The sequence below is a fragment of the Blautia wexlerae DSM 19850 genome (assembly GCF_025148125.1).
GTDB lineage: Bacteria > Bacillota > Clostridia > Lachnospirales > Lachnospiraceae > Blautia_A > Blautia_A wexlerae.
In genome coordinates this window covers 4,044,927-4,071,690 of the sequence record NZ_CP102267.1, presented here as the reverse complement: position 1 = coordinate 4,071,690, position 26,764 = coordinate 4,044,927, and the positions used below count along the sequence as shown (strand labels likewise).

The 26,764-nt window shown below is 40.2% G+C and carries 23 protein-coding genes, 1 pseudogene and 1 riboswitch; of the genes and pseudogenes, 22 read left to right on the top strand and 2 right to left on the bottom strand.

Translation table 11 applies throughout. The features are described 5' to 3' along the window. The first annotated feature begins 153 nt into the window (after positions 1-153). From NQ550_RS18805 to NQ550_RS18725, 17 genes are all read left to right on the top strand, one after another. Positions 154-432, top strand: coding sequence for a hypothetical protein (locus tag NQ550_RS18805; protein WP_055058321.1), 279 nt, complete (start codon positions 154-156; stop codon positions 430-432). Further along, positions 419-751 (top strand): hypothetical protein, encoded by a 333-nt coding sequence (locus tag NQ550_RS18800; RefSeq protein WP_330366506.1) that lies wholly within the window; start codon positions 419-421, stop codon positions 749-751. The genes NQ550_RS18805 and NQ550_RS18800 overlap by 14 nt, the downstream gene beginning before the upstream one ends. A gap of 294 nt (positions 752-1,045) precedes the next feature. After that, on the top strand, positions 1,046-1,669 hold the full coding sequence (locus NQ550_RS18795; protein WP_025580240.1) for a DUF6088 family protein: 624 nt from the start codon (positions 1,046-1,048) through the stop codon (positions 1,667-1,669). Further along, on the top strand, positions 1,656-2,570 hold the full coding sequence (locus NQ550_RS18790) for a nucleotidyl transferase AbiEii/AbiGii toxin family protein (RefSeq protein ID WP_025580241.1): 915 nt from the start codon (positions 1,656-1,658) through the stop codon (positions 2,568-2,570). The genes NQ550_RS18795 and NQ550_RS18790 overlap by 14 nt, the downstream gene beginning before the upstream one ends. 231 nt (positions 2,571-2,801) lie before the next feature. Continuing rightward, a riboswitch (cyclic di-GMP riboswitch) is annotated at positions 2,802-2,877 on the top strand. Positions 2,878-3,093: 216 nt separating this feature from the next. Further along, positions 3,094-4,872 carry an ABC transporter substrate-binding protein gene (locus tag NQ550_RS18785; RefSeq protein ID WP_025580242.1) on the top strand — a complete coding sequence of 593 codons (1,779 nt, stop codon included), beginning with the start codon at positions 3,094-3,096 and terminating at the stop codon, positions 4,870-4,872. A 58-nt stretch (positions 4,873-4,930) separates the two neighbouring features. Next, complete coding sequence (locus NQ550_RS18780) at positions 4,931-7,168, top strand: ATP-binding protein (protein WP_259838409.1); 2,238 nt, start codon at positions 4,931-4,933, stop codon at positions 7,166-7,168. A 170-nt stretch (positions 7,169-7,338) separates the two neighbouring features. Further along, a complete protein-coding gene (locus NQ550_RS18775; RefSeq protein ID WP_029677143.1) occupies positions 7,339-8,181 on the top strand; it encodes a MurR/RpiR family transcriptional regulator in 843 nt (280 codons plus the stop codon). Between the two features lie 332 nt (positions 8,182-8,513). After that, positions 8,514-10,430 (top strand): beta-glucoside-specific PTS transporter subunit IIABC, encoded by a 1,917-nt coding sequence (locus NQ550_RS18770; RefSeq protein WP_025580245.1) that lies wholly within the window; start codon positions 8,514-8,516, stop codon positions 10,428-10,430. 67 nt (positions 10,431-10,497) lie between these two features. Further along, complete coding sequence (locus tag NQ550_RS18765; protein ID WP_025580246.1) at positions 10,498-11,931, top strand: 6-phospho-beta-glucosidase; 1,434 nt, start codon at positions 10,498-10,500, stop codon at positions 11,929-11,931. Between the two features lie 644 nt (positions 11,932-12,575). Next, a complete protein-coding gene (locus NQ550_RS18760; RefSeq protein WP_025580247.1) occupies positions 12,576-14,216 on the top strand; it encodes an AAA family ATPase in 1,641 nt (546 codons plus the stop codon). A 333-nt stretch (positions 14,217-14,549) separates the two neighbouring features. Then, positions 14,550-15,059, top strand: a complete 510-nt coding sequence (locus NQ550_RS18755) for an RNA polymerase sigma factor (RefSeq protein ID WP_025580248.1) — start codon at positions 14,550-14,552, stop codon at positions 15,057-15,059. Position 15,060: 1 nt separating this feature from the next. Beyond that, the gene (locus NQ550_RS18750) at positions 15,061-15,714 is read left to right on the top strand and encodes a zf-HC2 domain-containing protein (RefSeq protein ID WP_025580250.1); all 654 of its coding nucleotides are present in this window, start codon (positions 15,061-15,063) and stop codon (positions 15,712-15,714) included. Between the two features lie 188 nt (positions 15,715-15,902). Continuing rightward, a complete protein-coding gene (locus NQ550_RS18745; RefSeq protein ID WP_025580251.1) occupies positions 15,903-16,757 on the top strand; it encodes a YitT family protein in 855 nt (284 codons plus the stop codon). Between the two features lie 90 nt (positions 16,758-16,847). After that, entirely contained in the window at positions 16,848-18,161 is a 1,314-nt protein-coding gene (locus tag NQ550_RS18740) for a Na+/H+ antiporter NhaC family protein (protein ID WP_025580253.1), read from the top strand. Between the two features lie 153 nt (positions 18,162-18,314). Then, on the top strand, positions 18,315-18,956 hold the full coding sequence (locus NQ550_RS18735; RefSeq protein WP_025580254.1) for a MerR family transcriptional regulator: 642 nt from the start codon (positions 18,315-18,317) through the stop codon (positions 18,954-18,956). Beyond that, positions 18,937-19,248 carry a YbjQ family protein gene (locus tag NQ550_RS18730; protein WP_008705112.1) on the top strand — a complete coding sequence of 104 codons (312 nt, stop codon included), beginning with the start codon at positions 18,937-18,939 and terminating at the stop codon, positions 19,246-19,248. The genes NQ550_RS18735 and NQ550_RS18730 overlap by 20 nt, the downstream gene beginning before the upstream one ends. Before the next feature lie 104 nt (positions 19,249-19,352). Beyond that, the gene (locus NQ550_RS18725) at positions 19,353-19,781 is read left to right on the top strand and encodes an SseB family protein (protein WP_025580256.1); all 429 of its coding nucleotides are present in this window, start codon (positions 19,353-19,355) and stop codon (positions 19,779-19,781) included. Positions 19,782-19,899: 118 nt separating this feature from the next. Here the strand turns inward: NQ550_RS18725 and NQ550_RS18720 are convergent, their stop codons facing one another. Further along, on the bottom strand, positions 19,900-21,267 hold the full coding sequence (locus tag NQ550_RS18720; RefSeq protein ID WP_025580257.1) for an MATE family efflux transporter: 1,368 nt from the start codon (positions 21,265-21,267) through the stop codon (positions 19,900-19,902). Between the two features lie 358 nt (positions 21,268-21,625). Between NQ550_RS18720 and NQ550_RS18715 the strand changes: the two genes are divergently transcribed. Continuing rightward, positions 21,626-22,084, top strand: coding sequence for a ferritin-like domain-containing protein (locus tag NQ550_RS18715; protein ID WP_025581036.1), 459 nt, complete (start codon positions 21,626-21,628; stop codon positions 22,082-22,084). Positions 22,085-22,157: 73 nt separating this feature from the next. On the opposite strand, the pseudogene NQ550_RS22975 reads toward NQ550_RS18715, so the two are convergent. After that, positions 22,158-22,343 (bottom strand): annotated as a pseudogene (locus NQ550_RS22975) (hypothetical protein); the annotation flags it as partial. Between NQ550_RS22975 and NQ550_RS22300 the strand changes: the two are divergent. The 4 genes from NQ550_RS22300 (at position 22,311) to NQ550_RS18700 (ending at position 26,578) form a co-directional block, all read left to right on the top strand. Then, complete coding sequence (locus NQ550_RS22300; protein ID WP_330671080.1) at positions 22,311-22,466, top strand: hypothetical protein; 156 nt, start codon at positions 22,311-22,313, stop codon at positions 22,464-22,466. The pseudogene NQ550_RS22975 and the gene NQ550_RS22300 overlap by 33 nt on opposite strands. Next, positions 22,454-23,203 carry a glycoside hydrolase family 5 protein gene (locus NQ550_RS18710; RefSeq protein ID WP_330671079.1) on the top strand — a complete coding sequence of 250 codons (750 nt, stop codon included), beginning with the start codon at positions 22,454-22,456 and terminating at the stop codon, positions 23,201-23,203. Before NQ550_RS22300 ends, NQ550_RS18710 begins: the two co-directional genes overlap by 13 nt. 422 nt (positions 23,204-23,625) lie before the next feature. Next, positions 23,626-24,672 carry a LacI family DNA-binding transcriptional regulator gene (locus NQ550_RS18705; protein ID WP_227296139.1) on the top strand — a complete coding sequence of 349 codons (1,047 nt, stop codon included), beginning with the start codon at positions 23,626-23,628 and terminating at the stop codon, positions 24,670-24,672. 256 nt (positions 24,673-24,928) lie between these two features. After that, positions 24,929-26,578, top strand: a complete 1,650-nt coding sequence (locus NQ550_RS18700; RefSeq protein WP_025581032.1) for a glycoside hydrolase family 32 protein — start codon at positions 24,929-24,931, stop codon at positions 26,576-26,578. Positions 26,579-26,764: the final 186 nt, after the last annotated feature.

Genomic DNA, 26,764 nt, shown 5'->3' with positions numbered 1-26,764 from the left:
CGGGAAAGGTGGAAGAAGATGCGGACAGTATCCAGCTATGGTGTGGAGATACGAAAACAGAATATCCCGATCCGTCAGACAATGGAGATCTATCGTCAGGCAGTCGGTTACCTGACATAGATCTACGCACAGGTCTGGGAAGAATTGAGGAAGATGCCGTCTTACCTCCGCAGGTCCGCGATCCAGCATGCGCTTGGAAGTGTATCTTCGTATGAGACCTGGCTGGGGCAGTGGAAAGAGACCGGAGTGCTGTCCGGAAGGCCGAAACTTACCTGCAGGAACCATGCCATGCCGGTCTTTTACCGGGATGTGATGTACCGCGAAGGAGCAGAAGGAAAAGATGAAGCATATCTGAAACTGTACGACGGGCATGACTGGAAATGGTTCCGTGTATATTTAAAACGTACCGATGTATTATATGAGACGGGATGATACGGACATTTTTGCAGATAAAAATGAGGGAAAGGTTCTGATCATGGACAACCTGTTCGCACAGACCAATGCCTCCCATCTGCTGATCCCTTTGATGGATATGGCAAAAAAGAGCAACACACAGTTTATCTGCCTTACCGGTCTGGGCGGAGAGTCCATCTATAATCGTTTTGACAATATATATGTGCTGAATCTGATCGCTGCAAGTCTGAGAGGCGGTACGCAGTATCTGAAAGCCGAACACAAAAGAGGGAAAGAACCGGATGAGCTTGTCACTGCGAGAATTGAAGTGGGGGATCAGATGGAGCTGTTGTTTTAAGAAAAATTACAGCAATCATTCTGTGTGTCATATCATTATCGTTGCAGGTTGTGATTGCGAGTGCTGAAGATATAAGAAAGAATATTACGGTATCACATGAGCTGGTCTGTGTGATGCCGTATTTTTATTTGTCCAGAGAAAAGAATGAAAGATTCTTTTATGTTTTATTTTGCTCTGGATACACTAACAATAGCTATCAAAATAACATTGACAGAGCTTAAGAATAAGAATAGAATATAATTAACAAAAATAACTTAACTTGTTACAAATATTTAGATAGAAGGAGAGAGGTTTATGCTATATGAATTTTTGAAAAACAATTATAAGGAAGCAGAGCCTATATTCTTTTCTGATATAGTGATTAAGGGAATTACAAAATCTGCAGTAAACCAGCAGTTAAAAAAGTTATGCAATGAAGGAAAACTGCAGAAATATGAGAACGGCATTTATTATTTGCCTAAGAAATCACGATTAAAAACAAGTGTAGGTGTAAATGCAGATACGGTTGCCAGATACAAATATGTTTCCAGAGGTGGGAAAGTAGATGGCTTCTATTCGGGAAATACATTTGCCAATCAGTTGGGAATTTCAACGCAGGTTCCCAATAAAGTTGAGATTGTAAGCAACAATATGGCTGCAAAAGTAAGAGAAGTTCCAATTGGAAAGAGAACATTCATTGTAAGAAAGCCAGTGGTTCCGGTAAATGAAGAAAATGTTTATGTGCTGCAGTTACTTGACTTATTAAAGAATCTGGATGTGTATCTGGATGAAAGCTATGATGTGGCTCATGATAAAGTATCTCAATTTGTGCGGATACATGGCATCACAAAAAAAGACGTGGATAGTTATATAAGAGAGTTTCCGATTGCAATATTTAAATATTATTATGAATTGAGGTTGGATGATGTATTTGCATAAAGATGATAAGGAATTGTTGAGGGATATTATTGTAACGGTATCAGAGCGAACGGGCATAGATGAAAGTATCGTGGAAAAAGATTATTATGTGACAATGATATTAAAAGAACTTGTACAGAGAAATCCTAATGTGGTGTTTAAGGGTGGAACATCCCTTTCCAAGGCTTATCATGCTATAGACCGTTTTTCAGAGGATATTGATATTACATTTGAAGAACATTTGGGAGAAGCCAGAAGAAAGAAAATCAAATATCAGTTATTACAACCAATTAGCGAAGATTTAGACTTAGCAATTGATAATTGGAAGTTTATTGAAAGCGATAAGGACTATAATCACTATGATTTCTTATATGGTTCAGTTTGCTCAGAAGATAAAAGAGGTCTGCGACCATATGTGAAGCTGGAGACAGCATTGATGTCGTATTCTTATCCAACAGAAGAAAAGGAAATTACAAGTATAATATTTGATTGTCTCGCAACAGAAGAAGCGGAGATTTTGAGAGACTATGGGTTAGAACCATTTAAGATGAAGACACAGGCACTATCCAGAACAATTATAGATAAAATTTTTGCTGTGTGTGATTATTATATGGTAGGAAGAGCAACGAGAAATTCCAGACACTTATATGATATCTTTAAGCTGAAAAATTATATTTCAATGGATGATGATTTCAAAAGGCTCTTTGCAGATGTTAGAAAGCACAGATCAGGCATGGATATTAAAATAACCCCGTCTGCCAGGGAGGATGTTGATCTGCTGGCTGTAGCAGAAAAACTCATAAGAGAAGATTTTTATGCTGATGATTATGCTGATTCAACTATGAAATTGATTTCTGACAATATTTCCTATGAAACGGTAAAGCTGAATTACATTGATTTGGTTAGAAGTATATTACGATAAGAGAAAATTTTCTCTCGAATTCTGTTGAGAATAATGCAATTTCAAGTCAATTAATCATAATAAACGGGGGGAACCGCTAAACAAAAGTTTTTCAGGTTATAGGAGAACAGTTCGAATATATAATCGGCTGTTCTTTTTTTAGCGTTAAAGCGGCGAGGTTTTTCTTGTGTACAGTGGAATGTAGGAGTATAATGAAATCAATATTTTGCATAAATTTACAATCTGTAATAGAACGACGATCGGCAAAGCAGATGAAAGTCTGTGACGCAAAGCTACAGGGCCTGTAAAATGGTAGCCAGTTGCATGAAATGATGTGCGCTGTCTGTGAGACGGTGTTTTTTTATGTTATAGGAAATTACTCCGTAATGTTCCTATAACATAAAAAAGCCCTCCGGGCAGGATCGCACTGCGACGGAGGGAATTATGTTGCTGAAGCGACCCTTCGCAGGCGAAGAATCCTGCAAGCAGGGATGTTATTTCATAAACGGAACCATAATGATTTTATCGGAGAAGAGAGAAAAATATGAAAATCAAAAAAGTACAAAGTGCATGTCTTATTTTGGCATGTATAGCGGCAACAGGACTTATAGGGTGTGGGAAAACAGATGAAACACCAAAGAAGCACGAAGCAATTACTTTTATGGCTCCTTATCTGGAAGTGGACAATTTTATAGAAGAAGTGCATAAAACATATCCAGAGATTGAGCTTGAAGTAGTCCCGTACAGCGGAGCAAATACAACAACCTGTCTGCAGAATATGTTAGAGGCAGATGATCTTCCGGACATCTGCACACAGACTTTTTATAAGCCAGATGTGGTGGATGTCAGTGATAAGATGATTGATCTCTCAGGATACGATTTTACAGATAATTATGTGGAATCACGTCTGAAAGATGTATCCGATGAGGGTGCACTTTATATGCTTCCATCTTTGTACAACTGTTATGGAATCACCTATAATAAAACACTGCTTGAGAAGCATGGCTGGAAGCTGCCAACATCTTTTACAGAGCTTGAAGAACTTGCAGACAAGGCAAAAGAAGCAGGAGTTACGTTATGTATGGCACAGATTCAGTATCCTGGTTCAGCCTTCCAGTATATATGTAATATTGCGGATGCGGGATTCCTTGGTACTATGTCTGGAAAGCAGTGGCAGAAAGATTACCTGTCAGGAAAGGCAAATGTCAGTGACACGGAAGGCATGATGGACAGCATGGAATATATCCAGAAATGGAAAAATCTCGGTATGCTTGACTGCAGCAACAGTGATCCGGTAGATGATAGTAAAACAAGAGAAGCTTTTATAAAGGGAAATTCACTGTTTCTATTGGGACCACAGAATGGCATTATGGAATCAGAAGATACAACGGACAAATTTGGTCTGATGCCATACCTGTCTGAAGATGGAAGCAAGAATGTATTTATTTTAAATGTAAACCGTTTTTATGGATTGAATAAAAAGCTGGAGAATGATCCTGAGAAACTTGAAGATGCATTAAAAGTCATGAAGGTGCTGTCTACGGTAGAAGGAACCAGTGCCCTGTATCCGGACAGTACATTAAAAGCAGGACTGCTTCCTTTCAAAGATGCAAAGGCGGATGACACCTTCTATGCAGATATTTCGGATTTTATCAATGCAGGGAATACGACACCGTTTATTTATTCCGGATGGGAAAATACGATTGTAAATACCGGAACCAAAATGCTGGAATTCATGCAGGATAAGGCATCAATAAAGGATGTGGCAGATCAGCTGGATGAGGATCAGGACAGCGTGGTAAATAATCAGCCGGAAGTGATCACAACAGCTACAGAGGAAATTTCACAGGAAAGCTGTGCAAAGCTGGTGGGCAGATGCTTTGCCGAGGCAACCGGAAGTGACGTTGCTCTTATATCCCTTGGAACATGGATCAGTGGAAATGGTACGAACCAGAACAATGATGGTGTGAGCGGAAAACTGTATGCAAAGAATATTACAGACTATGATGTATGTATCATTCTTCCGACTGGCTGGTCACAGACGATTAAAACAATCAGGCTGACAGGAAAACAGATTCAGGCATTGTATGAAGAAGGTTATGATGCAGTTGGTACAGGCAAGAATTATCCATATATGTTGGTAAATCCTGAAGATATGGAACTGGAGGATGGAAAGACTTATCAGGTTGCAATTTCCGGAATCAGTGAAAAACTGGCATCAGAAACGGAAGTGACAGACAGTGGTGTTGTGGGTATGGATGCGGCAAAGGAGTTTTTTGGGCAATTTGAAACTTTAAGTGAAGCAGACGCTGAATGGAAATAAGCGGAGGAGAAGGATGCAGAAGGCAAAGAGTTACCGGAACTTAATATTGGGTTGTTGTATGACTGGTATAGCGATGTTTCTTGCATTCTTTTTCCTGTATCATACTTATATCCAGGATATTATCTATGAGGAACGATTAAACCAGATGGAAGAGGTTACCCGTCAAATGTTTCAAAATCTGGAGGATGTGATCGATTCCCATTGGAATCGGGTAACGGAAGAATGTAATTATCTGAGAGATGCAAACGTACAGACTACAGATGAACTCTGCAGACACATGAAAAAGAAATATGAATTATCAGCATATGCAGAGCAGAAGATTACGTTGATGGCAGTGGATTCAGAAGGCGGATATTATACAGAATCCGGAAACAAGGGACTTTTCCGGGAACTGGATTATTTTGAAGAAAGTCCTGAAAAGATCAGTTTTGTTTTTGATTCTATGACGGATAACCAGTCAAAGATGGTATTTCTGAATCGTTTGCCGGAGCCCATACATCTTCAAAATGGAGAAAAGAAAACTTCAATTCTCTATTTTGGAATTGCCCAGGACATGGAACAGCTAAATCCATATTTTAACTGCGAAGCTTATAACGGAAACAACAGTGTGTATGTACTGGATGATAATGGATCTAAACTGTTCAACAGCAATCAGGTGGAACTGATCAAGGGCCATAATGTATTTTCTGTTTTACAGAATATGAAGTATCTTCACAATTCTTCCTTTGAGAAAACAAAGGCGGAACTGGAGAAAAAAGACTGCAGTTATTCTAATGCAGTTCTGGATGGAACAGAATATTTTTACGGATTAAAAAGAATGGAAAATGCCGAATGGACACTTATCTTTCTGGTTCCGGCGGAGTATGTTGCTACGAATACATTAAAACTTGTCAATTTTGTTATGGTATTTATCGTTATCTTTACGGTTATCGTAGCTGCCTGTGTTATGATGGGGATTTCCTTTGTTATGTACAGAAATCAGCAGGAAGCAATCCGTTTGGAGCGGGAAAATAATGCCAAGCTGGAAACAGTGAATACAAAGCTGCGGCAGGCAAAACAGGCGGCAGAGGATGCTTTTCAGGTGGCACAGGAGGCGAACAGATCCAAGAGCAGTTTTCTTGCCAATATGTCTCACGATATACGTACTCCTATGAATGCGATCATTGGTATTACGTCCTTAATCAGACATGATGCCGGTGATAAAGGCAAGGTAATAGAGTATGCGGATAAAATTGATACTTCCTCACAGCATCTGTTAGGAATCATTAATGAGGTTCTGGATATGAGTAAGATTGAAGCAGGAAAAACTGTCTTCAAGTATTCTGATTTTTCTATTCCGGATTTTATACAGGAGATTGACACTATATTTCGTTCTCAGATATCTGAAAAGAAGCAGACTCTTACAATTACAAAAGAAAACATCAGGCATGAGTGGGTGAACGGGGATCAGGTTCATCTGATGCAGATTTTTAGTAATCTGCTGTCTAATGCAATAAAATATACACAGGAAGGTGGAGAAATTCAGCTTCTGGCAGAGGAATGTGAATCAAATTCATCTGTTTATGCAAAGTATCGCTTTTTAGTCTGCGATAATGGTATGGGAATGTCGGCAGATTTCAAGAACACGATTTTTGATGCCTTTACCCGTGCAGAAAATTCTCTGACAAATAAGATACAGGGAACCGGTCTTGGAATGGCAATCACCAAAAATCTGGTTGACTTGATGGGCGGAACCATTGATGTAGAAAGTGAACCGGGACAGGGCAGCTGTTTTGAGGTTTTTATGGATCTGAAAATCGCAGAAGAAAGATCTGCTTCTCCGGCTTCACAGGCAGAAACAGAAGAGCAGGATGGCAATATCCTGAAAGGAATGAGATTCCTATGTGCAGAGGACAATGAGCTGAATGCGGAGATTCTGACGGAACTGTTAAAGATTGAGGGCGCGGAGTGTACGATCTGTGAAAATGGTAAAAGGGTCCTGGAGACATTTGAACAGTCTGTCCCGGGTGACTATGATATGATCCTGATGGATGTGCAGATGCCTGTCATGAACGGCTATGAGGCAACGAAGGCAATCCGCAGAAGTTCCCATGAGCTGGCAAAGACAATTCCGATCATTGCCATGACCGCCAATGCATTCTCAGAGGATATTCAGCATTCTCTGGCAGCCGGTATGAATGCCCATATTTCAAAACCGGTTGATATGAAGACGCTGGAAAAGACAATAAGAAGCATAAAATCCGGCGGCGGGGGGGGGTACCGAAACGCAGGTCATTGCTCAGTAACCATTAAATAATAAACCCGTACTCTAAAGAATAATAAGAAAGCAAATATCCCAATCGTTGCCATGACCGCAAATGTATTTGAGGAAGATAAAGAGAAGTCATTTAAAGCCGGTATGAATGCACATATTACGAAACCAATTGGTACAATTATAGAATCAAATCAGACGATGGAGGAATGTCTATGTCGCTGATACAGGATATGAAAAAACATAAGAATCTGACGGAACGGGAACAGGATATCCGGAAGTATATTCTGGAACATCCGGAAAAGATTGAAGAGATGTCATCCAGAGAACTTGGTCATGCCACATTTGCCAGTGCGGCGTCGGTGACAAGATTCTGTCAGAAATTAGGAACGAAGGGATTCCCGGAATTCAAACTGCAGCTGGTCAGGGAATTACAATATGAAACGATTGAGGAAGAAGAAGTCATAACGATGTCTGAACGTGAGAACGTTGTAACGATGGTGAGAAAGGCAACACAGGTTCAGAGGCAGGCAATTGAAGAAACAAAGAAGGAATTGTCGTATAGTCATTTGGTAAAGATCGGCCGTATGATCGCAGATGCATCGTGCGTGGACTTTTACGTATATGATATGAATGTGTATCTGGCAGATTATGGATGTTCACTTTTCTTCCATGCAGGAAAAGTGGCGAATGTCCATTCCGCGACGAATATTCAGGGACTGCATGCAGCAATGCCGGCAGATGGGCATGTAGCGATTCTGATCAGTCATACGGGGAAAAATGAACGACTGGCAGAGATTGCCGGAATGCTGCGAAAGGGCGGTACGAAAGTTATCGTAATCTCTGCAGTGCGTGACGGGATTGTATCAAAACAGGCGGATGAGTTCCTGTATGCAGCAGGTTCTGAGAAAGTAGAAGAGTTCTGGAGTTCAATGTTCTTTGCTTCGGGAAAATATCTGCTGGATATCTTATATGGCATGGAATTCAGCAGGAAATACGATGAGAATCTTGCATTGAATAATAAATATGAGAAGTCGGGCAAAAAGTTGTTATGGTAAATGTTCTGGATCAATGTCGGGAAGTGATACCGGAAATGTAAATTTTGATATAGGCAGATTTCGCAAAGACATGTTGTGCAATATATACAAAAACAACATGTCTTTTTTTACGCCTGAAACATTGTTTCGAGAAAGATAAAAAACAAAAAGAAAAATATGAAACGATTTAACAGAATAAAGCAAAAGAATTGTAAGAAAACGATAAATTATTTATAGTGTACTTGTCAGATAGAAAGAGAGATACATGCATGTAAAAACTCTTAAACAAACATACAGAGGTATACAGATTCCGGAGGATACAGGGATCAGAAAAAGGAAAAGGAGAGTTTCATATGGCAAAGGTAAGAGATTATCATAAGCTTGCCCTGGATATCATCGATGTCGTGGGCGGACAGAAGAATATTGTAAATGCCACAAGATGTGCGACAAGACTCCGTCTGGTATTAAAAGAGACGCCGGAAGGAGCAAAAGAAAAAGTATCTGCACTGGCAGGAGTTATCACGGTTGTGGAAAATAACGGACAGTTCCAGGTTGTAATCGGAACTCATGTTGGAGAAGTCTATGATTCGGTTGCAGAAGCCCTGCATCTGGATGCATCTGCACAGGAAATCGAACAGCCTAAGCAGAACATTGTTAACCGTATTATCGCAACGATGTCTGCAGTATTTGCACCATTCGTATACATTCTTGCAGCAGCAGGTCTGTTGCAGGGAGCCTTGATCCTGATCACGATGGCGGCACCTTCATTTGCAGAGACAGGAACTTATGAAGTGCTGAACTTCATGTCATGGACGCCATTTACATTTTTACCAATCTTCATTGCGATCACTGCATCAAAGCATTTTAAATGTAATACATACATTGCAATCTTATGCTGCTGTGCACTGGTTAACCAGTCATGGGCAGATATCGCAGCAAGAATCGCAGATGGTGATGTGGTAAGATTCTTAGGTGTGAAGTTATCAGAGACAACTTATACATCTACCGTACTTCCACCACTGCTTCTGGTATGGGTACTTTCTTATCTGGAGCATTTTATCGAAAAGAAACTTCCGGATGCAGCCAAGCCGCTTTTGACACCACTGATCTGTTTTGTGGTCATGGTTCCGGCAACGATCATGGTAATCGGACCTGCATCTGCGATTACAGCAAATGCAATTGCGAATGGTTACAATGCATTAGTAGCTTTTGCACCGGCACTGGCAGGAGCGATCATCGGTGGATTATGGCAGGTAGTCGTTATCTTTGGCGTGCACTGGGGAATTACACCGGTCGTACTTGCCAACTTCGATATGAATGGCTGTGATACATTCCAGGCATTCCAGACAATCGCTGTTGTGGCACAGGTAGCTGCAGCATTCGGAGTATTTATCAAATCCAGAAATAAAGAATTTAAAGGTGTGGCACTTTCAGCCGGAGTAACAGGAATCTTCGGTATTACAGAGCCTACCATCTATGGAGTAACATTAAGACTTAAGAAACCATTTATCTGCGGATGTGCAGGCGGTGCAGTCGGAGCAGTTGTAATGAGTTTCTTCCATTCTGCATACTACGCATATGCCGGACTTCCGGGACTTCTGACAATCGTAAATGCAATCAGCAAAGATGCACCGATGTCCTTTATCGGGGAGGCACTGGCATGCGTGATTGCTTTTGTGATCACGATCGTGGCAATTCAGATTGTCGGATTTGACGATCCGGTTGATGAAGCAGAAGAAAGTGAAGAAGAAACAAAAAAAATTACAGGGACAGAGATGCTTTCCGGTGAAAAACAGGAGCAGAAGGAACAGACAGCAGAGATCAAAAAGATTGAGAGCCCACTTGCAGGAACAGTCATTCCGTTAAGCGAAGTACACGATGAGGTATTTGCAAGTGAGATGATGGGAAAAGGATGTGCGGTCATTCCGGAAGAAGGAAAGGTTTATGCGCCGTTCGATGGTAAAGTTGTCGGATTATTAGACAGCCATCATGCAGTTGGAATGGAAAGTACAGACGGAGTAGAAATTCTGATTCATGTAGGTATGGATACTGTAAAACTGAATGGAAGATGCTTTACCATCCATGTAGAAGAAGGTGAGCAGGTGAAAAAAGGACAGCTTCTTCTGGAATTTGATATTCCGGGAATCAAAGAAGCCGGATATGAAGTGACTACACCGATTGTTGTTACAAACAGTGACGAATTCAATGATGTAGAGATGAAGGCAGAAGGACAGGTAACTGTCGGAGTGGAGCTTCTTGAACTATCTTAAAAAATATAGAAAAAAGAGTGCGGAAATCTTTGAAAAGATTTCCGCATGAAGTGCAGGAGGAAGAATTATGGCATTACCAGATACATTTTTATGGGGCGGCGCGGTAGCTGCCAACCAGTTAGAAGGCGGATGGAACGAAGGTGGAAAAGGCCCAAGTGTCATTGATGTTATGACTGGCGGAAGCGCAACAAAGATGCGTGAGATTACAGACGGAGTAGTAGAAGGAAAGTATTATCCGAACCATGTGGCAGTGGATTTCTATCATGAATACAAAGGAGACATTGCTCTGATGGCTGAGATGGGATTCAAGTGTTTCAGAACAAGTATTGCATGGACACGTATTTTCCCAAATGGTGATGAGGCAGAGCCGAATGAAGAAGGTCTTAAATTTTACGATGATATGTTTGATGAATTGTTAAAATACGGTATCGAGCCGGTTATCACATTAAGCCACTTTGAGATGCCGTATCATCTGGCTAAGGAATACGGCGGATGGATCAACCGTAAGGTGATAGATTTCTTTGTACGTTATGCAGTAACCGTTATGGAACGTTATAAAGATAAGGTAAAATACTGGATGACATTTAACGAGATCAATAACCAGAGTAATACATCGGCAGACATCTTTGGATGGACAAATTCAGGAGTGCGTTTCTCGGAATATGATAATAAGAAGAAAGCCCTGTATCAGGCAGCACATCATGAACTGGTGGCAAGTGCACTGGTGGTGAAGAAAGGCCATGAGATCAATCCGGACTTCCAGATCGGATGTATGTGTTCATTCGTACCGTTTTATCCTTATTCCTGCAACCCGGATGATATTATGGTTGCAACAGAGTGTATGCATGAGAGATATTATTTCTCAGATGTACATATCCGCGGCCATTATTCGGCATTCGCAAAGAAGGAATGGGAAAGAGAAGGTACAAAACCAGTGATGGAGTCTGGGGATGAAGAGATTCTGGCAGAAGGAAAATGTGATTACCTTGGATTCAGTTACTATATGACCAATGCAGTGAAAGCAGATGTTCAGAAAGATACTGCAGAATCCCTGGACGGAAGTTCTCCAAATTCAATTGCCAATCCATATGTAAAGGCAAGTGACTGGGGCTGGCAGATTGACCCAGTGGGACTGCGTTATGCACTGGTTACTTTATATGAACGTTATGAAGTACCTTTATTTATAGTAGAAAATGGATTCGGAGCAATTGATATTCTGAAGGAAGATCATACCTGTGATGACGATTACCGTATCGAATATCTGAAAGAACATATTACTGAGATGAAGAAAGCGGTAGAGATTGATGGCGTAGATTTGATGGGATATACTCCATGGGGATGTATCGATCTGGTATCATTTACAACAGGTGAATTAAAGAAACGTTATGGTTTTATCTATGTTGATAAGAATGATGATGGAACCGGAAGTGGTAAGAGATATAAGAAGAAATCCTTTGGCTGGTATCAGAATGTGATCCGGACGAACGGAGAAGAGCTTTAATCAGTTATAATATAAAAAGAAGATGAGGACTGTTATTTACATATGCAGATGTAAAATAACGGTCCTTTATTGAAAACTAATAATAACTTAAAAACTTGATTTTAACAAATACTAAGTTAAAATGAAATAAATTAAGTTAAAAGGAGAATGAGAAATATGCTCACAAGCGTATTCGGGATTTCTATAAAATATGAAGCATGGAATCAACAGGATTCTTTGCCTGTTTATATTGCAGGGAGTTATGATTTTTGCACAGCATATACAGTATCTGGTACGTTGTAGCTGTAATAGCTGTGGGTATGTTGGCAGTGTCTTTGACCAAAGGAATATTGCATTATAAAGTCAAACAGGTAGTGTAAGTATCCGCAGTCATAGTTATTATTTGTAGAAGAAAAGTCGATAATCAGCTACATGGTGTCCAAACGTAAGATATCCCGCAACAGTAAGGTTTCTGGAGGTTTTTCTGTTGAGAAAATGAAAATGAAAAATCGCATATAGAAATAGAATTCCCAAAAGAATTATGATAAAATAAAATCAGTATTGATGATTCACAGAGTAAAAAGCATAATGACATAAAATTGTTGGTGTTTATGAGCAAGTAGCGAAGCGGATGATTTTATCCGCCTGACTTATGAGGTGACAGTATGGGGATATATCTGAACAGTATTTCATCCTATTCTTTATACAAAAGCGAATATACCAGACCTTATTTTGTAGATAAATCCAGTCTGTTGAAGGAATTGATTCCACTGGCAGAGCAGGGAAATGCACATATATGTATTACCCGCCCCAGGCGATTTGGAAAAACTGTCATGGCAAACATGATTGGAGCATTTTTCAGTAAAGGTGTTGAAAGCAGTGATGTTTTTGACAGGCTTCAGATTTCAGCAGATAAAGATTACAGAAAACATTTGAATCAGCATAATGTAATTTATATTGATTTCAGCAAAATGCCGGGAAATTGTAAATCCTATATGGAATACATTACACGTATTGAGGAACGTTTAAAAAGGGATCTTCTGAAAGTATATTCTGAAATAGAAATATATCCGGAAGACTCTCTGTGGGATATTTTAGAGAGCATTTTCATCGAATATAATGGACAGAAGTTTATTTTCATTTTTGATGAATGGGACTGTATTTTTCATAAAAATTTTGTTACCGAGGAAGACAGACAGAATTACATTTCTTTTCTGAGCAATCTGTTAAAAGATCATGCCTATGTTTCTTTATCCTACATGACTGGAATTTTACCGATTGCCAAGTATTCCAGCGGTTCTGAATTAAATATGTTCATTGAATATACAATGGCTTCAGAAGAGAAATTCAGTGAGGATTTTGGATTTACTGAATCAGAGACAGATATGCTTTACAGAAGGTATCTGGAGATATGCAGAAATGAAGAGAAAACACCTTATGTGACCAGAGAGGGACTGGAAACATGGTATGACGGATACTATGCTAAAAATGGAGAGAGAATGTACAATCCAAGATCAGTAGTGGCTTCTCTGACAAACAATAATCTTGACAGCTACTGGACAAGTTCAGGACCTTATGATGAAATTTTCTACTATGTAAAAAATAATGTAGCAGAAGTAAGAAATGATCTTGCAGTTATGATATCAGGTGAAGGAGTTCCGGCTAAGATAAAGGAATACGCAGCTACGTCTATGAATCTGACAACCAGAGAGGAAATTCTGTCAGCAATGGTAGTGTATGGTTTCCTGAGCTATTATCAGGGAAAAGTTTATATTCCGAATAAGGAACTGATGGACAAATTTGATGAAATGCTCCAGAAAGAAGCCTCTTTGGGATATGTGTACAGACTGGCAAAAGAGTCCGAACGCATGCTTAAGGCAACACTTGAAAAAGATACTTCTACTATGGAAGAAATACTGGAATATGCTCATAATACGGAGACGCCGATACTTTCTTATAATAATGAAGTGGAGTTATTTTCTATTGTAAATCTGGTGTATCTTTGTGCGAGAGACAGCTACCGGGTGGAGAGAGAGGACAAGGCAGGACTTGGATTTGTGGACTTTATTTTTTATCCTGAAAATCCGGCAGATACAGGCATTATTCTGGAATTAAAGGTAGACCATACTGCAGATGAAGCTGTTCAGCAGATTATAGATAAAAAATATAGTTTACGCTTTTCGGGAAAAGCAGGAGAAAAGGCAAAATACACAGGAGAAATCCTTGCAGTAGGAATTGGATATAACAAAAAGACAAAGAAACATCAGTGCAGAGTGATTACTTTACGGAAGGGCACGTTATATTAATTCTTGTATAAGGTGGAAGATAGAGGATATAAGCGGCTGTATAGAAATTTTATACAGCTTTTTTTATGTATAAGTTTGGTGAACTTTTTTTCATCATTTATGGTTATATAAATTTTCCTGTAACGTTTCTTCTGTCTGTGACTTAGTTATATAGAAAGACATCAGATAAAATAATGATACAGCAGACAGGAGGATCATCATGAAACGATATTTTGGAATATTCAATGCAGATGAAACAAAATCAGGACCATGTTCAGACATTCAATGGAAGAAGACCGGGCTATTAAAAATCCCGAAAGATGCAGTAGGATAATAAAAATACAAGGAGCAGGAATGGAGAAATCAGAAATCGAAACAATCTACCGTAAGTATTTCCATGATGTCTTTCTCTATATCCGGGCACTTTCCGAAAATGAAAGTCTGGCAGAGGAAATCACCCAGGAAACATTCCTGAAGGCAATGAATAATATTGAGAAATTTGATGGCCGGAAGGATATCCGCGCATGGCTATTTGTAATTGCGAAGAATACATATTTCCGCTATTGCAGACGAAATAAAATCTATGTGGGCGAAGAATTTTCAGAAATAATGCAGGATTCCATGCAGGATACATCCCCGGCCGTACTGGATCAGATCGTGCAGGATGAGACAGTTCGGAATCTCAAACGCTATGCAGAACTGATACCGGAACCCTACAGGGAAGTATTTCACCTGCGGATATACGGTGAGCTCTCCTTTGAGCAGATCGGAAAATGCTATCAGAAAAGTGCAGGGTGGGCAAGAGTAACCTGCCATCGTGCACGACAGATGATAAGAGCACAGATAAGTCAGGAGGAAAAGTAACATGGAAAAAATAAACTGTAATGTGATCCAGGATATTCTGCCATTATACATTGATGATGTGGTAAGTGATGACACAAAAGAACTTGTAGAAGAACACCTGCAAAACTGCGAAATCTGCCAGCGGGTATACCATGAGACAAAGACAGACCTTGAAAATGATATGAAAATCTCTGCACAGACAAAAGAAAGCAGCAATGAAGCAAATGATCTGAAGAATTTCAGGAAATTTTTAAAGAAAAGAAAGATAAAAACAATCCTGCTTTCCATAGCAGCAACCATAGTTTGCTTTGTGGCAGTGTTCACTTTTATGAATAAACATGTTACATATATCAGCTACAAAGATGCAGGGATAACTATTGTTGAGGATAATAAAGATGAAGTAACATATAGAACAAATATAAAAGGAAATTATCGCTGGAGCACATCTTTGGACAGGAAAACAGGTGTAATGACTATCCATTTTGAACAGAGTTTGTGGGAAAAATATGTAAGCTGTATTTTTTATCCATATGATCATATTCATGATATTTTGAAGAAAGATGAGATAAAAGAAGTATATGTAGATAAGGATGGAACTACAACAACAATCTGGGAAGCTCCGGAGGAAGAACAGAAGGCTTATTTATCTGAAGAACATACAGAGCCGTTAGGATAAAATATTAGAGTATTTTTCAAACACGCTCTAAAATGTGAAAGCGAATTTTAAAGCAGTCCTATAGGTTATAAGGATTTACAAAGGGGTTGTCATGGAAGGCAGCCTCTTTTTATAATTGCTGATGGACATTCTCTTCCCATATGTTACAATAGAACAAGAATATGGAAAGAAAGACAGGAAAATTAACAATGAAAAAACAACTAAATTATGCAGATATCATAAAGGAAGCGCTGATCCTGACAGGTGCGGTAGCGATCATTGCGGCAGCAGTTTATTTCTTTCTGGTGCCGAGCCATACCTCTGTAAGCAGTATCTCCGGTCTTGGTATCGTGTTATCAAACTTTGTACCTTTATCATTGTCTGCAATCACCATGATTTTGAATGTGGTACTTCTGATCATTGGCTTCATCACCTGCGGACGCGAATTTGGCGTAAAAACGGTTTACACCAGCATCGTTTTGCCTTTATTTCTCGGATTATTTGAGAAAGTATTTCCGGATTTTGGCTCTATGACCAACAGTCAGGAGCTGGATGTGCTGTGCTATATCCTGGTGGTCAGCGTAGGACTGAGCATTCTTTTTAACAGAAATGCATCCTCTGGCGGACTGGATATTGTGGCAAAGATCATGAACAAATATCTCCACATGGAACTGGGAAAAGCAATGTCTCTTTCCGGTATGTGTGTGGCTCTTTCCGCAGCGCTTGTATATGATAAGAAAACAGTGGTGCTGAGTATTCTGGGAACATACTTTAATGGAATAGTTCTGGATCACTTTATCTTTGACCATAATATTAAACGTCGTGTCTGTGTCATCACTCAGAAAGAGGAAGAACTGCGTAAATTCATTATCGAAGATCTGCACAGCGGAGCGACGATCTATGAAGCGACAGGTGCCTATAATATGAAGAAACGCAATGAGATCATCACGATCGTAGACAAAACAGAATATCAGAAGCTGATGGCTTATATCAATCACGAAGATCCAAAGGCCTTTGTGACGGTTTACAATGTATCGGATATGCGCTATCAGCCAAAACTGTAAGAAATATTATGGCAGGAAAGCTGTGGGTATGCTAAAATAGCAGAGTGATTATATAACCATAAAGAGATTATGGTAGAAAGAGGATGAAAGATGAAAAAAGGAAAAGGAATTGCCCTGCTTCCCATTGGTGTATTTCTTGTATTATACCTTGGACTGGGCATTTTGTTTGAGTATGTGATGGAAATCCCCATGGGATTTTATAATGTGCCGATCGTAGTAGCATTTCTTGCTGCAATCCTGGTTGCCTGTCTGCAGAACAGAGCACTGGATTTTGATAAGAAACTGGAAATCATGGCACAGGGAGTTGGGGACAAAAATATCATCACCATGCTTCTGATCTTCCTTGCAGCCGGATCTTTTGTAGGAGTTGTGGGAAGAAGCAGTGCTGAGAGTGTTGCATATTGTATGCTGAGTCTGATACCTGCCAGATTTTCAGTGTCTGTGCTGTTTATAGTTGCCTGTTTTGTGTCTGTGGCTATGGGAACCTCTGTGGGAACCATTACCCTTCTGACACCGATTGCAGCAGCAGTTTCCACAGCATCAGGATTTGATCTGGCATTTTGTGTGGCTTCTGTTATGGGTGGAGCCATGTTTGGAGACAATCTTTCTTTTATTTCAGATACGACGATTGCTGCATGTAATGGTCAGGGATGTGAGATGAAAGACAAATTCAGGGAGAACTTCTGGATCGCTCTTCCGGCAGCCGTTGCCACACTGATCTTAATCCTGATCCTGTCATTTCAGACAGAAATCCAGGGCCGTGTGATTCAGCCCTATCATCTGACTCAGGTAATACCGTATGTGCTGGTATTGATCGGAGGAATTGTTGGGATCAATGTGTTTGTGGTATTGCTGACAGGAATCGTATCCGGAGCATTTATTATGCTGATCGGAGGACATACCACACCTGTAGAGATCCTGAAAAATATGGGATCCGGTGTATCCGGAATGTTTGAGACTTGTATGGTGGCGATTCTGGTAGCTGCCATGTGTGCGCTGATACGTGAGTATGGTGGATTCGATGCGCTTCTTGGCTGGATCCATAAAATTTTCCGCGGAAAGAAAGGCGGACAGCTTGGAATGGGACTTCTGGTAGGAACTATGGATATTGCCACTGCCAATAATACAGTGGCGATCGTAATGGCAAACCCTATCGCAAAGGAAATGGCAGAAGAGTATGGGATTACACCAAGAAAGACAGCTTCCATACTGGATACTTTTTCCTGTGTTTTCCAGGGAGTGATTCCATATGGTGCACAGATGCTGGTTGCAATCTCAGCAGTGAACGAACTGGGTGGTGAGATTTCTGCATTTCAGATTATGCCGAAATTGTTTTATCCCATGTTATTGCTGCTCAGCTCTCTGATCACAATTATGAGAGGTTCAGACCGTACAGGAGCTTAAAAGATTCCCCCTGCCGGAAGCTATATTTTTTTCAATTTCTTTCAAAAAATACTTGACCTTCCTCCTTGTGGAAGCAGTATAAAGGAAGCACAGACAGGGCAGTAGAGCAGCGGATCAGCTATATCTGCTGTCAGGAAAGCAAGAGGTAGCAGTATGAAGATCAAACAGGTGGAAGAGCTGGTAGGCATCACCAGAAAGAATATCCGTTTTTATGAAGAGCAGGGTCTCCTGAATGTGGAGCGTGCAGAGAACGGATACCGGGAATATCATACGGCAGATATTGCCAGACTTCAGGAAATCAAATTATTCCGGAAGATGGATATTTCCATAGAAGAGATGAGAGCTCTTTTTGAAAAAAGGAAAAGCCTGCAGGTCTGTCTGGAACAGCACCTGGGAGAACTGGAACGCCGCAGGGAAGGCCTTGTGAAAATGCAGGAAATGTGCCAGCGCCTGATCGCAGAGCATCAGTCTCTGGATACCTTGAATGCCGAGAACTGTCTGGAAGAAATCGAGCAGATGGAGAAAGAGGGTGCAAGGTTTATGGATATAAAGAAAACAGATATCCGTAAGAAAAGAAGGACAGGAGCGATCATTGGAGCAGTAGTTATGATCTTGCTTATGGGATTTACCATAGGGCTTATGCTGTGGGCAAATACACAAGATCCCATACCGACCGGACTGCTGATATTTCTGATCGCCATACCGGTTGTGATCATCGGAGGAATTCTGGCAGCACTTGCAGGACGCATGAAAGAGATTGAAGGAGGAGAAGAGGATGAAGCTTCTAAGTATTGAATATATTCCGGGTGTAGAGTTTGAGGCACTGGGAATTGTAAAGGGAACAGTTGTACAGACAAAAAATGTAGGAAAAGATTTCATGGCAGGGATGAAGACTCTGGTAGGCGGAGAGATCACAGGCTATACGGAAATGCTCAATGAGGCAAGACAGATTGCCACCAAGCGTATGGTGGATGAAGCCAAAGAGATGAATGCGGATGCTGTGATCGGTGTAAAATACGGCTCCTCTCAGGTAATGTCAGGGGCAGCAGAAGTGATCGCATATGGAACTGCTGTGAAATATAAATAAATGACAGGATGCCGGCGGCATGAGAGATTTGCCGCCGACATCCCTGAAATATGATCTTACACACTGTCTGAAAAGTGATATCACCACAGATGAAAGGTAACAATATGAGCGATAATAAGAATGTAAATCAGGATAAAGGTCTTCAGGGAAATGAAAAAATAGAGCAGGCGATCGCTGCTCTGCAGCAGGAAGCCACTCAGGAAATGCTGGCACATACACTGACTGTAATCCGTAGACGAATGAGAGAAAACGGCCAGTTTATCCTTTCAGTAGAACCGCCCACAGGAGACAGCCAGCTCCGGATCGGCACAGTGAAAACCGGAGATGAAAAAGTCTGGTGGGCGGCATTTACAAGCTTTGAGGAAGAACTGAAAGGTGGCGGAAGCGTACAATCCACTTTTCTGACAGACATAGATCAGCTTTTTCATTCAGCATTACAGGTAAATGAAATTGAGGGAATTATTCTTAACCCATGGAATCGCACAATCATGCTGGATAAGAACCTGATTAATATCATATTGGGAAATGTGTGAAGTTATGTAAAGAACTTTCATGTTCAGTTAAATAAAAGTCCTCATTGTTTATCCTTTTTACAATTTCTGCAAAGTTATGCGATAGTTAAAAATGGATAAATACTGAGGACTTTTCTGCTTATCGGGAGTTTCCCATTTTGTTCAATTCAGGCAAGATTGTAACCAACATGGTAATAAAACACAGAGAACCACCGATCACATTGGATACAGGCTCTGCCATAAACACGCCATCTGTGCCCATGTGTAATCCATAGGGCAGGAAATAAGTCAGCGGAACCACGATAAATACTTTACGAAGCAGGGAGAAAAAAATCGCCTGCTTTTTTTTATTCAATGATTTAAACACTGTCTGACCAATATACTGCAGATCCATAAAAATAAAGGCTGCAAAGTAAAGCTTCAGCGCAGGAACGGCATCCTTCAATAACAATTTATCTGAACTGAAGATTCCGATCAGAAATTCAGGGGCAATGAGAATGACGCTCCACATGATACCTGTATAGATCAGAACCATAATGATCAGAACAACCCCTGCTTTCTTTACTCTGTCAGGACGTCTGGCTCCGTAATTGTAGCTGAGAACAGGAGAGGTTCCCTCATTGATCGCATGGATAGGCGTCTCCACCATCTGGCGAACACTGGATATAATAGTCATGACAGAGATATAAATATCACCGCCTGTCACGGAAAGAACATTATTGCAGCAGATACTTACCAGGCTGTTAGTCAGCTGCATGATAAATCCAGCAGACCCCAGACTGATGATATCCCTGGCATGTCTGGTGCACTCAGAAATCTCATTTATATGAATCCATCTTACCTTCAATTCTGATTTTCCATGAAGAAAATAAAATACAAGCAAGGCAGAGAGAATCTGAGAGATGACAGTAGCAATCGCTGCACCCTTAATCCCCATATCCAGAACAAAAATAAAAATCGGATCAAGAATAATATTTGTCACTGCACCGACTGTTACTGACAGCATACCGATAATGGCATATCCCTGTGCATTGATAAAAGGATTCATTCCTGTTGCTATCATGGAAGGGAGAGTACCCAGAAGGTAAATCATCAGATAGGGATACGCATAAACCAGAGCATCATCTGAAGCACCAAACAGAGTCAGTAAGGGGCGGGCAAAAAGAAATCCGATCAGCATCAGCACAGCAGCACTTCCACATAACATGGTGAAAGCAGTATTCATGATCATGTCAGCAGTCCTGGAATCTCCTTTTCCGCGGTTGATAGAGAAAATTGGTGCACCTCCGGAACCAAAGAGATTACTGAAAGCAGTAATGATCATGATGATCGGAAAGCATAAGCCCACAGCGCCAAGTGCAGTTGTTCCTATATCATGGATCCTGGCGATATAGATACGGTCCACAATGTTGTATAAAAGATTCAATATCTGCGCTACCAGCATGGGAAGCGCAGCGCTTAATATATTGTTGGTCACAGTTCCGTTTTCAAAATCAATTCGTTTCATTATAAATCTTCCTAAGTTTAAAACTTTTATCGTGCATATAAGTATATCATAAAGTAAACAGAAATTCACTCTGATACAGTGGTGTTGGAACAAAATAGTTACTGTTCACTCCGTTCACAGTAACGTAGCCAAAATTCATTCCAGATTGCCTGCGGCAATGGAATTTTGGCTTGTATGTCTCGGGATTTTGGCATATTCATGCCAAAACACCTCGCGGGACAGTGGCATGTGAACAGTAACACAAAATATTCTCTGAAATTGTCATAAGTCATGATACAGAGAATAAAAAAGCATTTTTTATCCATACTATTTTCATGTAACAAAATACAGTATTTCTTAAAAAAGGAGACAACAGACTATGATTTTAAAAGAAAAGGAACGTTCAGTAATCGAAGATCTTCAGACACAAGAGAAAAGCTGTGTGGAAAAGTATGGAAAATACGCAGAACAGGCCAGAGACCCGGAGCTTAAAAATCTTTTCCGGAATATCCAGCAGGAAGAACAGAAGCATTATGAGTCTTTGTCAATGATTCTTTCCGGAAGTGTGCCTGAATGTAACTGTAATGACAGATCAGGCAGAGATTATCAGCCAAAAGCGGTCTATACAGCTATGAGTTCACCGGAAGACAAAGAGCACGATGCGTTTCTTGCAACAGACTGTATTGGTACAGAGAAGCTGGTGTCAGGAACATACAATGATGATGTATTTGCCTTTGGCGACAGTGGTGTACGCAAGCTGCTGGCAGATATCCAGATTGAGGAGCAGAATCATGCGGAGATGCTGTATAAGTATAAAACAGTGAATGGAATGGCATAACAGCGAAAATTCCCAGATGACTCTGAGAGGAAAATCCCAGATAAGTGGCGATTTCAATATAAGAATAGGGGGAACAAGCCAGAAGATTCCTGGTAAGCTTTACCTTTTCCTGTAAAATGAAATCCGTAAGAGTAACGTTTTCGCATTGCCTGAATAGTTCAGAAAGATAATTCGCATTCAGATGCAGATACTCTGCAATATCCTGGATGCGGATTTTTTCGTGTAAATGTTTGAAAATGTAATCTTTGGACTGCTCCACCCAGATATTTTTGGTGGCAATATCAGAAAGAAGTCTATGAAGCAAGAATCAAGATCCATCGTTCTGAGTACATTACAGAAAGAGACTTCACAAGAATTAAATCCATGGGAATGGATGCAGTGAGAATCCTGGTTCCATATTTCATTTTCGGTGACAGAGAACCATTCATCGGATGTATTGAAGAACTGGATAAAGCATTTAACTGGGCTGAAAAATATGGACTGCAGATTCTGATTGATCTTCATACAGCACCGGACAGCCAGAATGGATTTGACAACGGTGGAATCAGTGGTGTATGCAAATGGTCACAGGAGCCGGACGAAGTGGAGTTCGAGCTTACAGTATTGGAAAGACTGGCAGAGAGATACGGAACAAGAAAAGGATTATGGGGAATTGAGATCCTGAACGAGCCAATACTGGAAGATATGTGGGAATCCATGAAGGATACAGAACGCTATCCTGCGGTTGATCCTGAGAAAGCTAAAGGAACAAAGCTAAATACAATGGAATTCATCCGTGGTTTTTATCTGGAAGCATACGACAGAATCCGCAAACATATGTCGGAAGACAAATATGTGGTATTCCATGATGCATTCTGCTTAAAAGCATGGAAAGATTTTATGCGTGAAGACAAATACAAGAACGTAGTTCTGGATATTCATCAGTATCTGATGGTTGCAGAAATGAAGGGCTGCCAGCAGACTGTAGAAGAGTACGTGAAATATGTAAAAGAGCTGAAAAAGGACATCGCAGAAATGCAGGAATACTTCCCGGTAATCTGCATGGCATTCTTCAGCGTAGATAAATACTATGCAAAAGTAGTGGAGGATCTGTCTCAGGGTAAACACAGAGGCGAATAATAGTAGCAGGATAACAAATAAATTGCATCATTTCTATAGCAAACCTCTCAAATGTATTATTTATGAGGATTGCTGCAAATAAACATAAGTTAACAGCAAAAAGGATGTCGGATTTGTCCCCCGGCATCCTTTTTACATAAAACAAAAATGAAGAACAGAAGTAAGCGGAGATGTTTAATAAGTATAAAACGTAAATTGTATGGTATAAGAGTTGGAAAAAAGAGGCAGTCTGTGCAGGACTGTCTGGATACATAACTGGAACATGTTCCAGTTTGACGAAAGAAAGGGCCACTTTTCGGCAACTTATTAATTGTAAGAACAAATGCGCAGTGCTATACTTATCTTATTAAAATTTATTCCAGATTGCCTGCAGCAATGGAATTTTGGTATATGCATGTCAAAACACCTTGCAGGATAGGCGTATGAACAGTAATTATTATGTGATTGTGAAAAGTAATAACAGAACAGGAAAAGTAGGTATGGCGAGTATAAGAGATGTAGCGCGCAGAGCAGGCGTAGGGGTGGGAACCGTTTCCAGAGTTATAAATGGAACTGGTTATGTATCTGCAGATACAAGAAAAAAGATAGAAAGTGCAATTGAAGAATTACAATATAAACCTAATGAGCTGGCACGAAATCTGTTCCGCAATAAAACCGGAATCGTAGGTATTCTTGTACCAGATGTAGATCATCCGTTTTTCTCTAGTTATGTGAGACAAACGGAGGCAGCTCTTTATGAAATGGGATACAAGACACTGATTGGAAATACCATAGGTATAAGTAACAGAGAACGGGAATTTCTGGATATGCTGGATCGAAATATGGTAGATGGTATTATTACCGGATCACATACGCTGGAAGGTGATGAGTATCTGAAGAGAAAGAAAACAATTGTTTCCCTTGACAGAGATTTCGGTTCTGGAATTCCCATGGTAGGATCGGACCATATGTCCGGAGGAGAAATGGCTGCTAATATTTTAATAAAAAATAAATGTAAGAAAGTCCTGAATATTTCAGGTGTGGCTCCTGATATTGCGGCTAATGACCGACATGCTATTCTTGAAACCATTCTGACAGAGCATGGAGTGGAAGTCATAGATGTGATTATGGAGTGGAACAAATTTGGTCATGAAGATTACCGGGAAATAGCCAGAAAAGCGATGCAGAAGTGTGATGGGATAGATGGTGTATTTGGGACTGATCAGCCTGCACTTTATTATATGCATCTGGCTATGGAAGCAGGCAGAAAAGTTCCGGATAACTTTAGGGTTGTTACTTATGATGGAACAGATATCACCAGACTTTGTTATCCGGAAGCAACCAGTATCTGCCAGAACATAGAAATGCTTGCGGAAATCAGTGCAAACTCGGTGGTTGATCTTATCGAAGAACGTCGTCCGGTTCCTCACAAGCAAATTATTCCGGTAGAGGTGCGTCAGGGACAGACTACATATCCTGTGAATCTATAGGTGACAGCATTAATACAAAAAATTATAGAAAAGCTCTTTGGCATATGTGAAAAGTGTACAAAGAGCTTTCCTATATTTGTGAGACATGGAGAAGAATCAGAAGTGTGTTGACAAATAGTATTATTCATTATATAATCCAAATAAATGGAACGGGTACCATATATAAAAGCGTAGGAAACCTGCGTTATATTTTTTGAAAATATATGGAACGGGTACCACATCTAAATGTGACAAATATCAGAAAGGGGATTTACGTATGTACACAGGAAATTATGAGTGTCTGGAATTATTTGTAAAACCGGATGAAGGCAAAAAAGGCAGTGTGCTCCTGAAAAATGTAAAAGAAAGCACAACAGAGACAAAAGAACCGAAACATATCTATGGAAACTGGATCAAATTTCCGGTAAGCAGAAATACAGAATATGAAATCTCAACACAGGATTGCACAATAACGTTTGCTTATTTAAGCGAATGTGAAAACATTATGGAAAATGGAATCTGTGTGCTGGATACTACAGACAATTATAAAGAAATGAATAAAGAAGAGTTCCTTCATTTCATAGATACTCCATATAGAGAACAGTATCATTTTTCGCCGGTTGTGAACTGGAATAATGATCCTAACGGACTTTGCTGGTTTAAGGGCTATTATCACCTTTTCTATCAGATGAATCCTTTTGGACAGGAGTGGAATAATATGTACTGGGGACATGCAGCAAGTAAGGATCTGGTGCATTGGACACATCTTCCGGTTGTATTAGAGCCTCAGGAAGAAATTCTGGATAATCTTGCGATTAAAGGAGGTGCTTTCTCCGGAAGTGCACTTCCGATGGGAGATGAGGTGTACTTCTATCTCACAAGACATATCGGACCGCAGGATGACGGATGGGACACTATTCAGTATCAGACAATGACAAAGAGTAGCGATATGATCCATTTTGAGCCGGAAAAAGAGATTATCAGGGAGAAACCGGAAGGTACTAACTATGATTTCCGCGATCCGAAAGCAATTAAGATCGGTGAGAAGTATTATATTGTATTAGGTGCATGCGTAGATGAAAAAGGAACATTTCTTCTGTATGAATCTGAGGATGCAGAGAACTGGAAGTACAGATGTCCTCTGATCACAGAGGAAACAAAGATCAGAACCATAGAGTGTCCCGACTTTTTCCCGCTGGATGATAAATATGTAGCTATGGGCGCATGGATGAGTCATTATGATGAATACGGAAGATTCCAGCAGTGCAGATATTATGTGGGAGACTGGAATGGTGATGCAATGGATGTCCATACACAGCAGTGGGTGGATTTTGGAAGCAACTGCTATGCAGCGCAGAGCTTTCAGCATGAAGACCGTAGGATCCTGATCGGTTGGATCAGTGATTTCTATGGAGAGCATATTGCTACAGAGCCGGGAGCTTATGGAAGCATGACTCTGCCAAGAGAGCTCCATGTGAAGAATGAACATGTATATACAAAACCTGTAGAGGAAGTTTATACTCTTCTGGGTGATATAGTATATGAAGGCACAGGCAGTGAGATTAAAGTCGGCTCCATTGCAGATAACAGATATTATGCATCTGTATCATTTGAAGAAACAGGAGATTTCAACATTCTTCTTGGTCAGGATGGGGATAAATCCATCAGTCTGACTGCAGAAGGGGGAAAAGTATTCTTCAAAATGACAGGTGTGAAGAGCGATAAGGTACAGTTTGTTTCTTCTGTGGAGAAATGCAGAAATGCAGAAATTTTTGTAGACGGAAGAACAATTGAGGTATATTTAAATGATGGAGAAGATGCAGGAACCAGACTGTTTTACAATAGCAGCAGCCAGGGAATCTTCTGTCTGAACAGTGATAAAGAAGCGCAGGTTAAAATCTGTGAAATGAAATCCATCTGGAAATAAATCCGCAGAATACAGATATTTGGCTAAGTTACTGAGAACGGAGTGAACAGTAACGATATTTGCTTAAAGCAATGTGCCATATATCTGCCGGCAGTAAAAAAAATGGTAACGGTTCCATAAAAATAAAAAAATAAATAGAAAGAAGAGGGGGGAAAATTGAGAATTTTATTTTCCCCCTCTCTTTTT

Coding starts and splice junctions, on each gene's coding strand:
- NQ550_RS18725 (WP_025580256.1), top strand. CDS start 19,353: ATGAGCGATAATAAGAATGTAAATCAGGATAAAGGTCTTCAGGGAAAT.
- NQ550_RS18705 (WP_227296139.1), top strand. CDS start 23,626: ATGAACAGTAATTATTATGTGATTGTGAAAAGTAATAACAGAACAGGA.
- NQ550_RS18760 (WP_025580247.1), top strand. CDS start 12,576: ATGGGGATATATCTGAACAGTATTTCATCCTATTCTTTATACAAAAGC.
- NQ550_RS18730 (WP_008705112.1), top strand. CDS start 18,937: ATGAAGCTTCTAAGTATTGAATATATTCCGGGTGTAGAGTTTGAGGCA.
- NQ550_RS18785 (WP_025580242.1), top strand. CDS start 3,094: ATGAAAATCAAAAAAGTACAAAGTGCATGTCTTATTTTGGCATGTATA.
- NQ550_RS18765 (WP_025580246.1), top strand. CDS start 10,498: ATGGCATTACCAGATACATTTTTATGGGGCGGCGCGGTAGCTGCCAAC.
- NQ550_RS18790 (WP_025580241.1), top strand. CDS start 1,656: ATGTATTTGCATAAAGATGATAAGGAATTGTTGAGGGATATTATTGTA.
- NQ550_RS18805 (WP_055058321.1), top strand. CDS start 154: ATGCCGTCTTACCTCCGCAGGTCCGCGATCCAGCATGCGCTTGGAAGT.
- NQ550_RS18775 (WP_029677143.1), top strand. CDS start 7,339: ATGTCGCTGATACAGGATATGAAAAAACATAAGAATCTGACGGAACGG.
- NQ550_RS18770 (WP_025580245.1), top strand. CDS start 8,514: ATGGCAAAGGTAAGAGATTATCATAAGCTTGCCCTGGATATCATCGAT.
- NQ550_RS18710 (WP_330671079.1), top strand. CDS start 22,454: ATGGATGCAGTGAGAATCCTGGTTCCATATTTCATTTTCGGTGACAGA.
- NQ550_RS18750 (WP_025580250.1), top strand. CDS start 15,061: ATGGAAAAAATAAACTGTAATGTGATCCAGGATATTCTGCCATTATAC.
- NQ550_RS18800 (WP_330366506.1), top strand. CDS start 419: ATGAGACGGGATGATACGGACATTTTTGCAGATAAAAATGAGGGAAAG.
- NQ550_RS18795 (WP_025580240.1), top strand. CDS start 1,046: ATGCTATATGAATTTTTGAAAAACAATTATAAGGAAGCAGAGCCTATA.
- NQ550_RS18780 (WP_259838409.1), top strand. CDS start 4,931: ATGACTGGTATAGCGATGTTTCTTGCATTCTTTTTCCTGTATCATACT.
- NQ550_RS18745 (WP_025580251.1), top strand. CDS start 15,903: ATGAAAAAACAACTAAATTATGCAGATATCATAAAGGAAGCGCTGATC.
- NQ550_RS18715 (WP_025581036.1), top strand. CDS start 21,626: ATGATTTTAAAAGAAAAGGAACGTTCAGTAATCGAAGATCTTCAGACA.
- NQ550_RS18720 (WP_025580257.1), bottom strand. CDS start 21,267: ATGAAACGAATTGATTTTGAAAACGGAACTGTGACCAACAATATATTA.
- NQ550_RS18740 (WP_025580253.1), top strand. CDS start 16,848: ATGAAAAAAGGAAAAGGAATTGCCCTGCTTCCCATTGGTGTATTTCTT.
- NQ550_RS18735 (WP_025580254.1), top strand. CDS start 18,315: ATGAAGATCAAACAGGTGGAAGAGCTGGTAGGCATCACCAGAAAGAAT.
- NQ550_RS22300 (WP_330671080.1), top strand. CDS start 22,311: ATGTTTGAAAATGTAATCTTTGGACTGCTCCACCCAGATATTTTTGGT.
- NQ550_RS18700 (WP_025581032.1), top strand. CDS start 24,929: ATGTACACAGGAAATTATGAGTGTCTGGAATTATTTGTAAAACCGGAT.
- NQ550_RS18755 (WP_025580248.1), top strand. CDS start 14,550: ATGGAGAAATCAGAAATCGAAACAATCTACCGTAAGTATTTCCATGAT.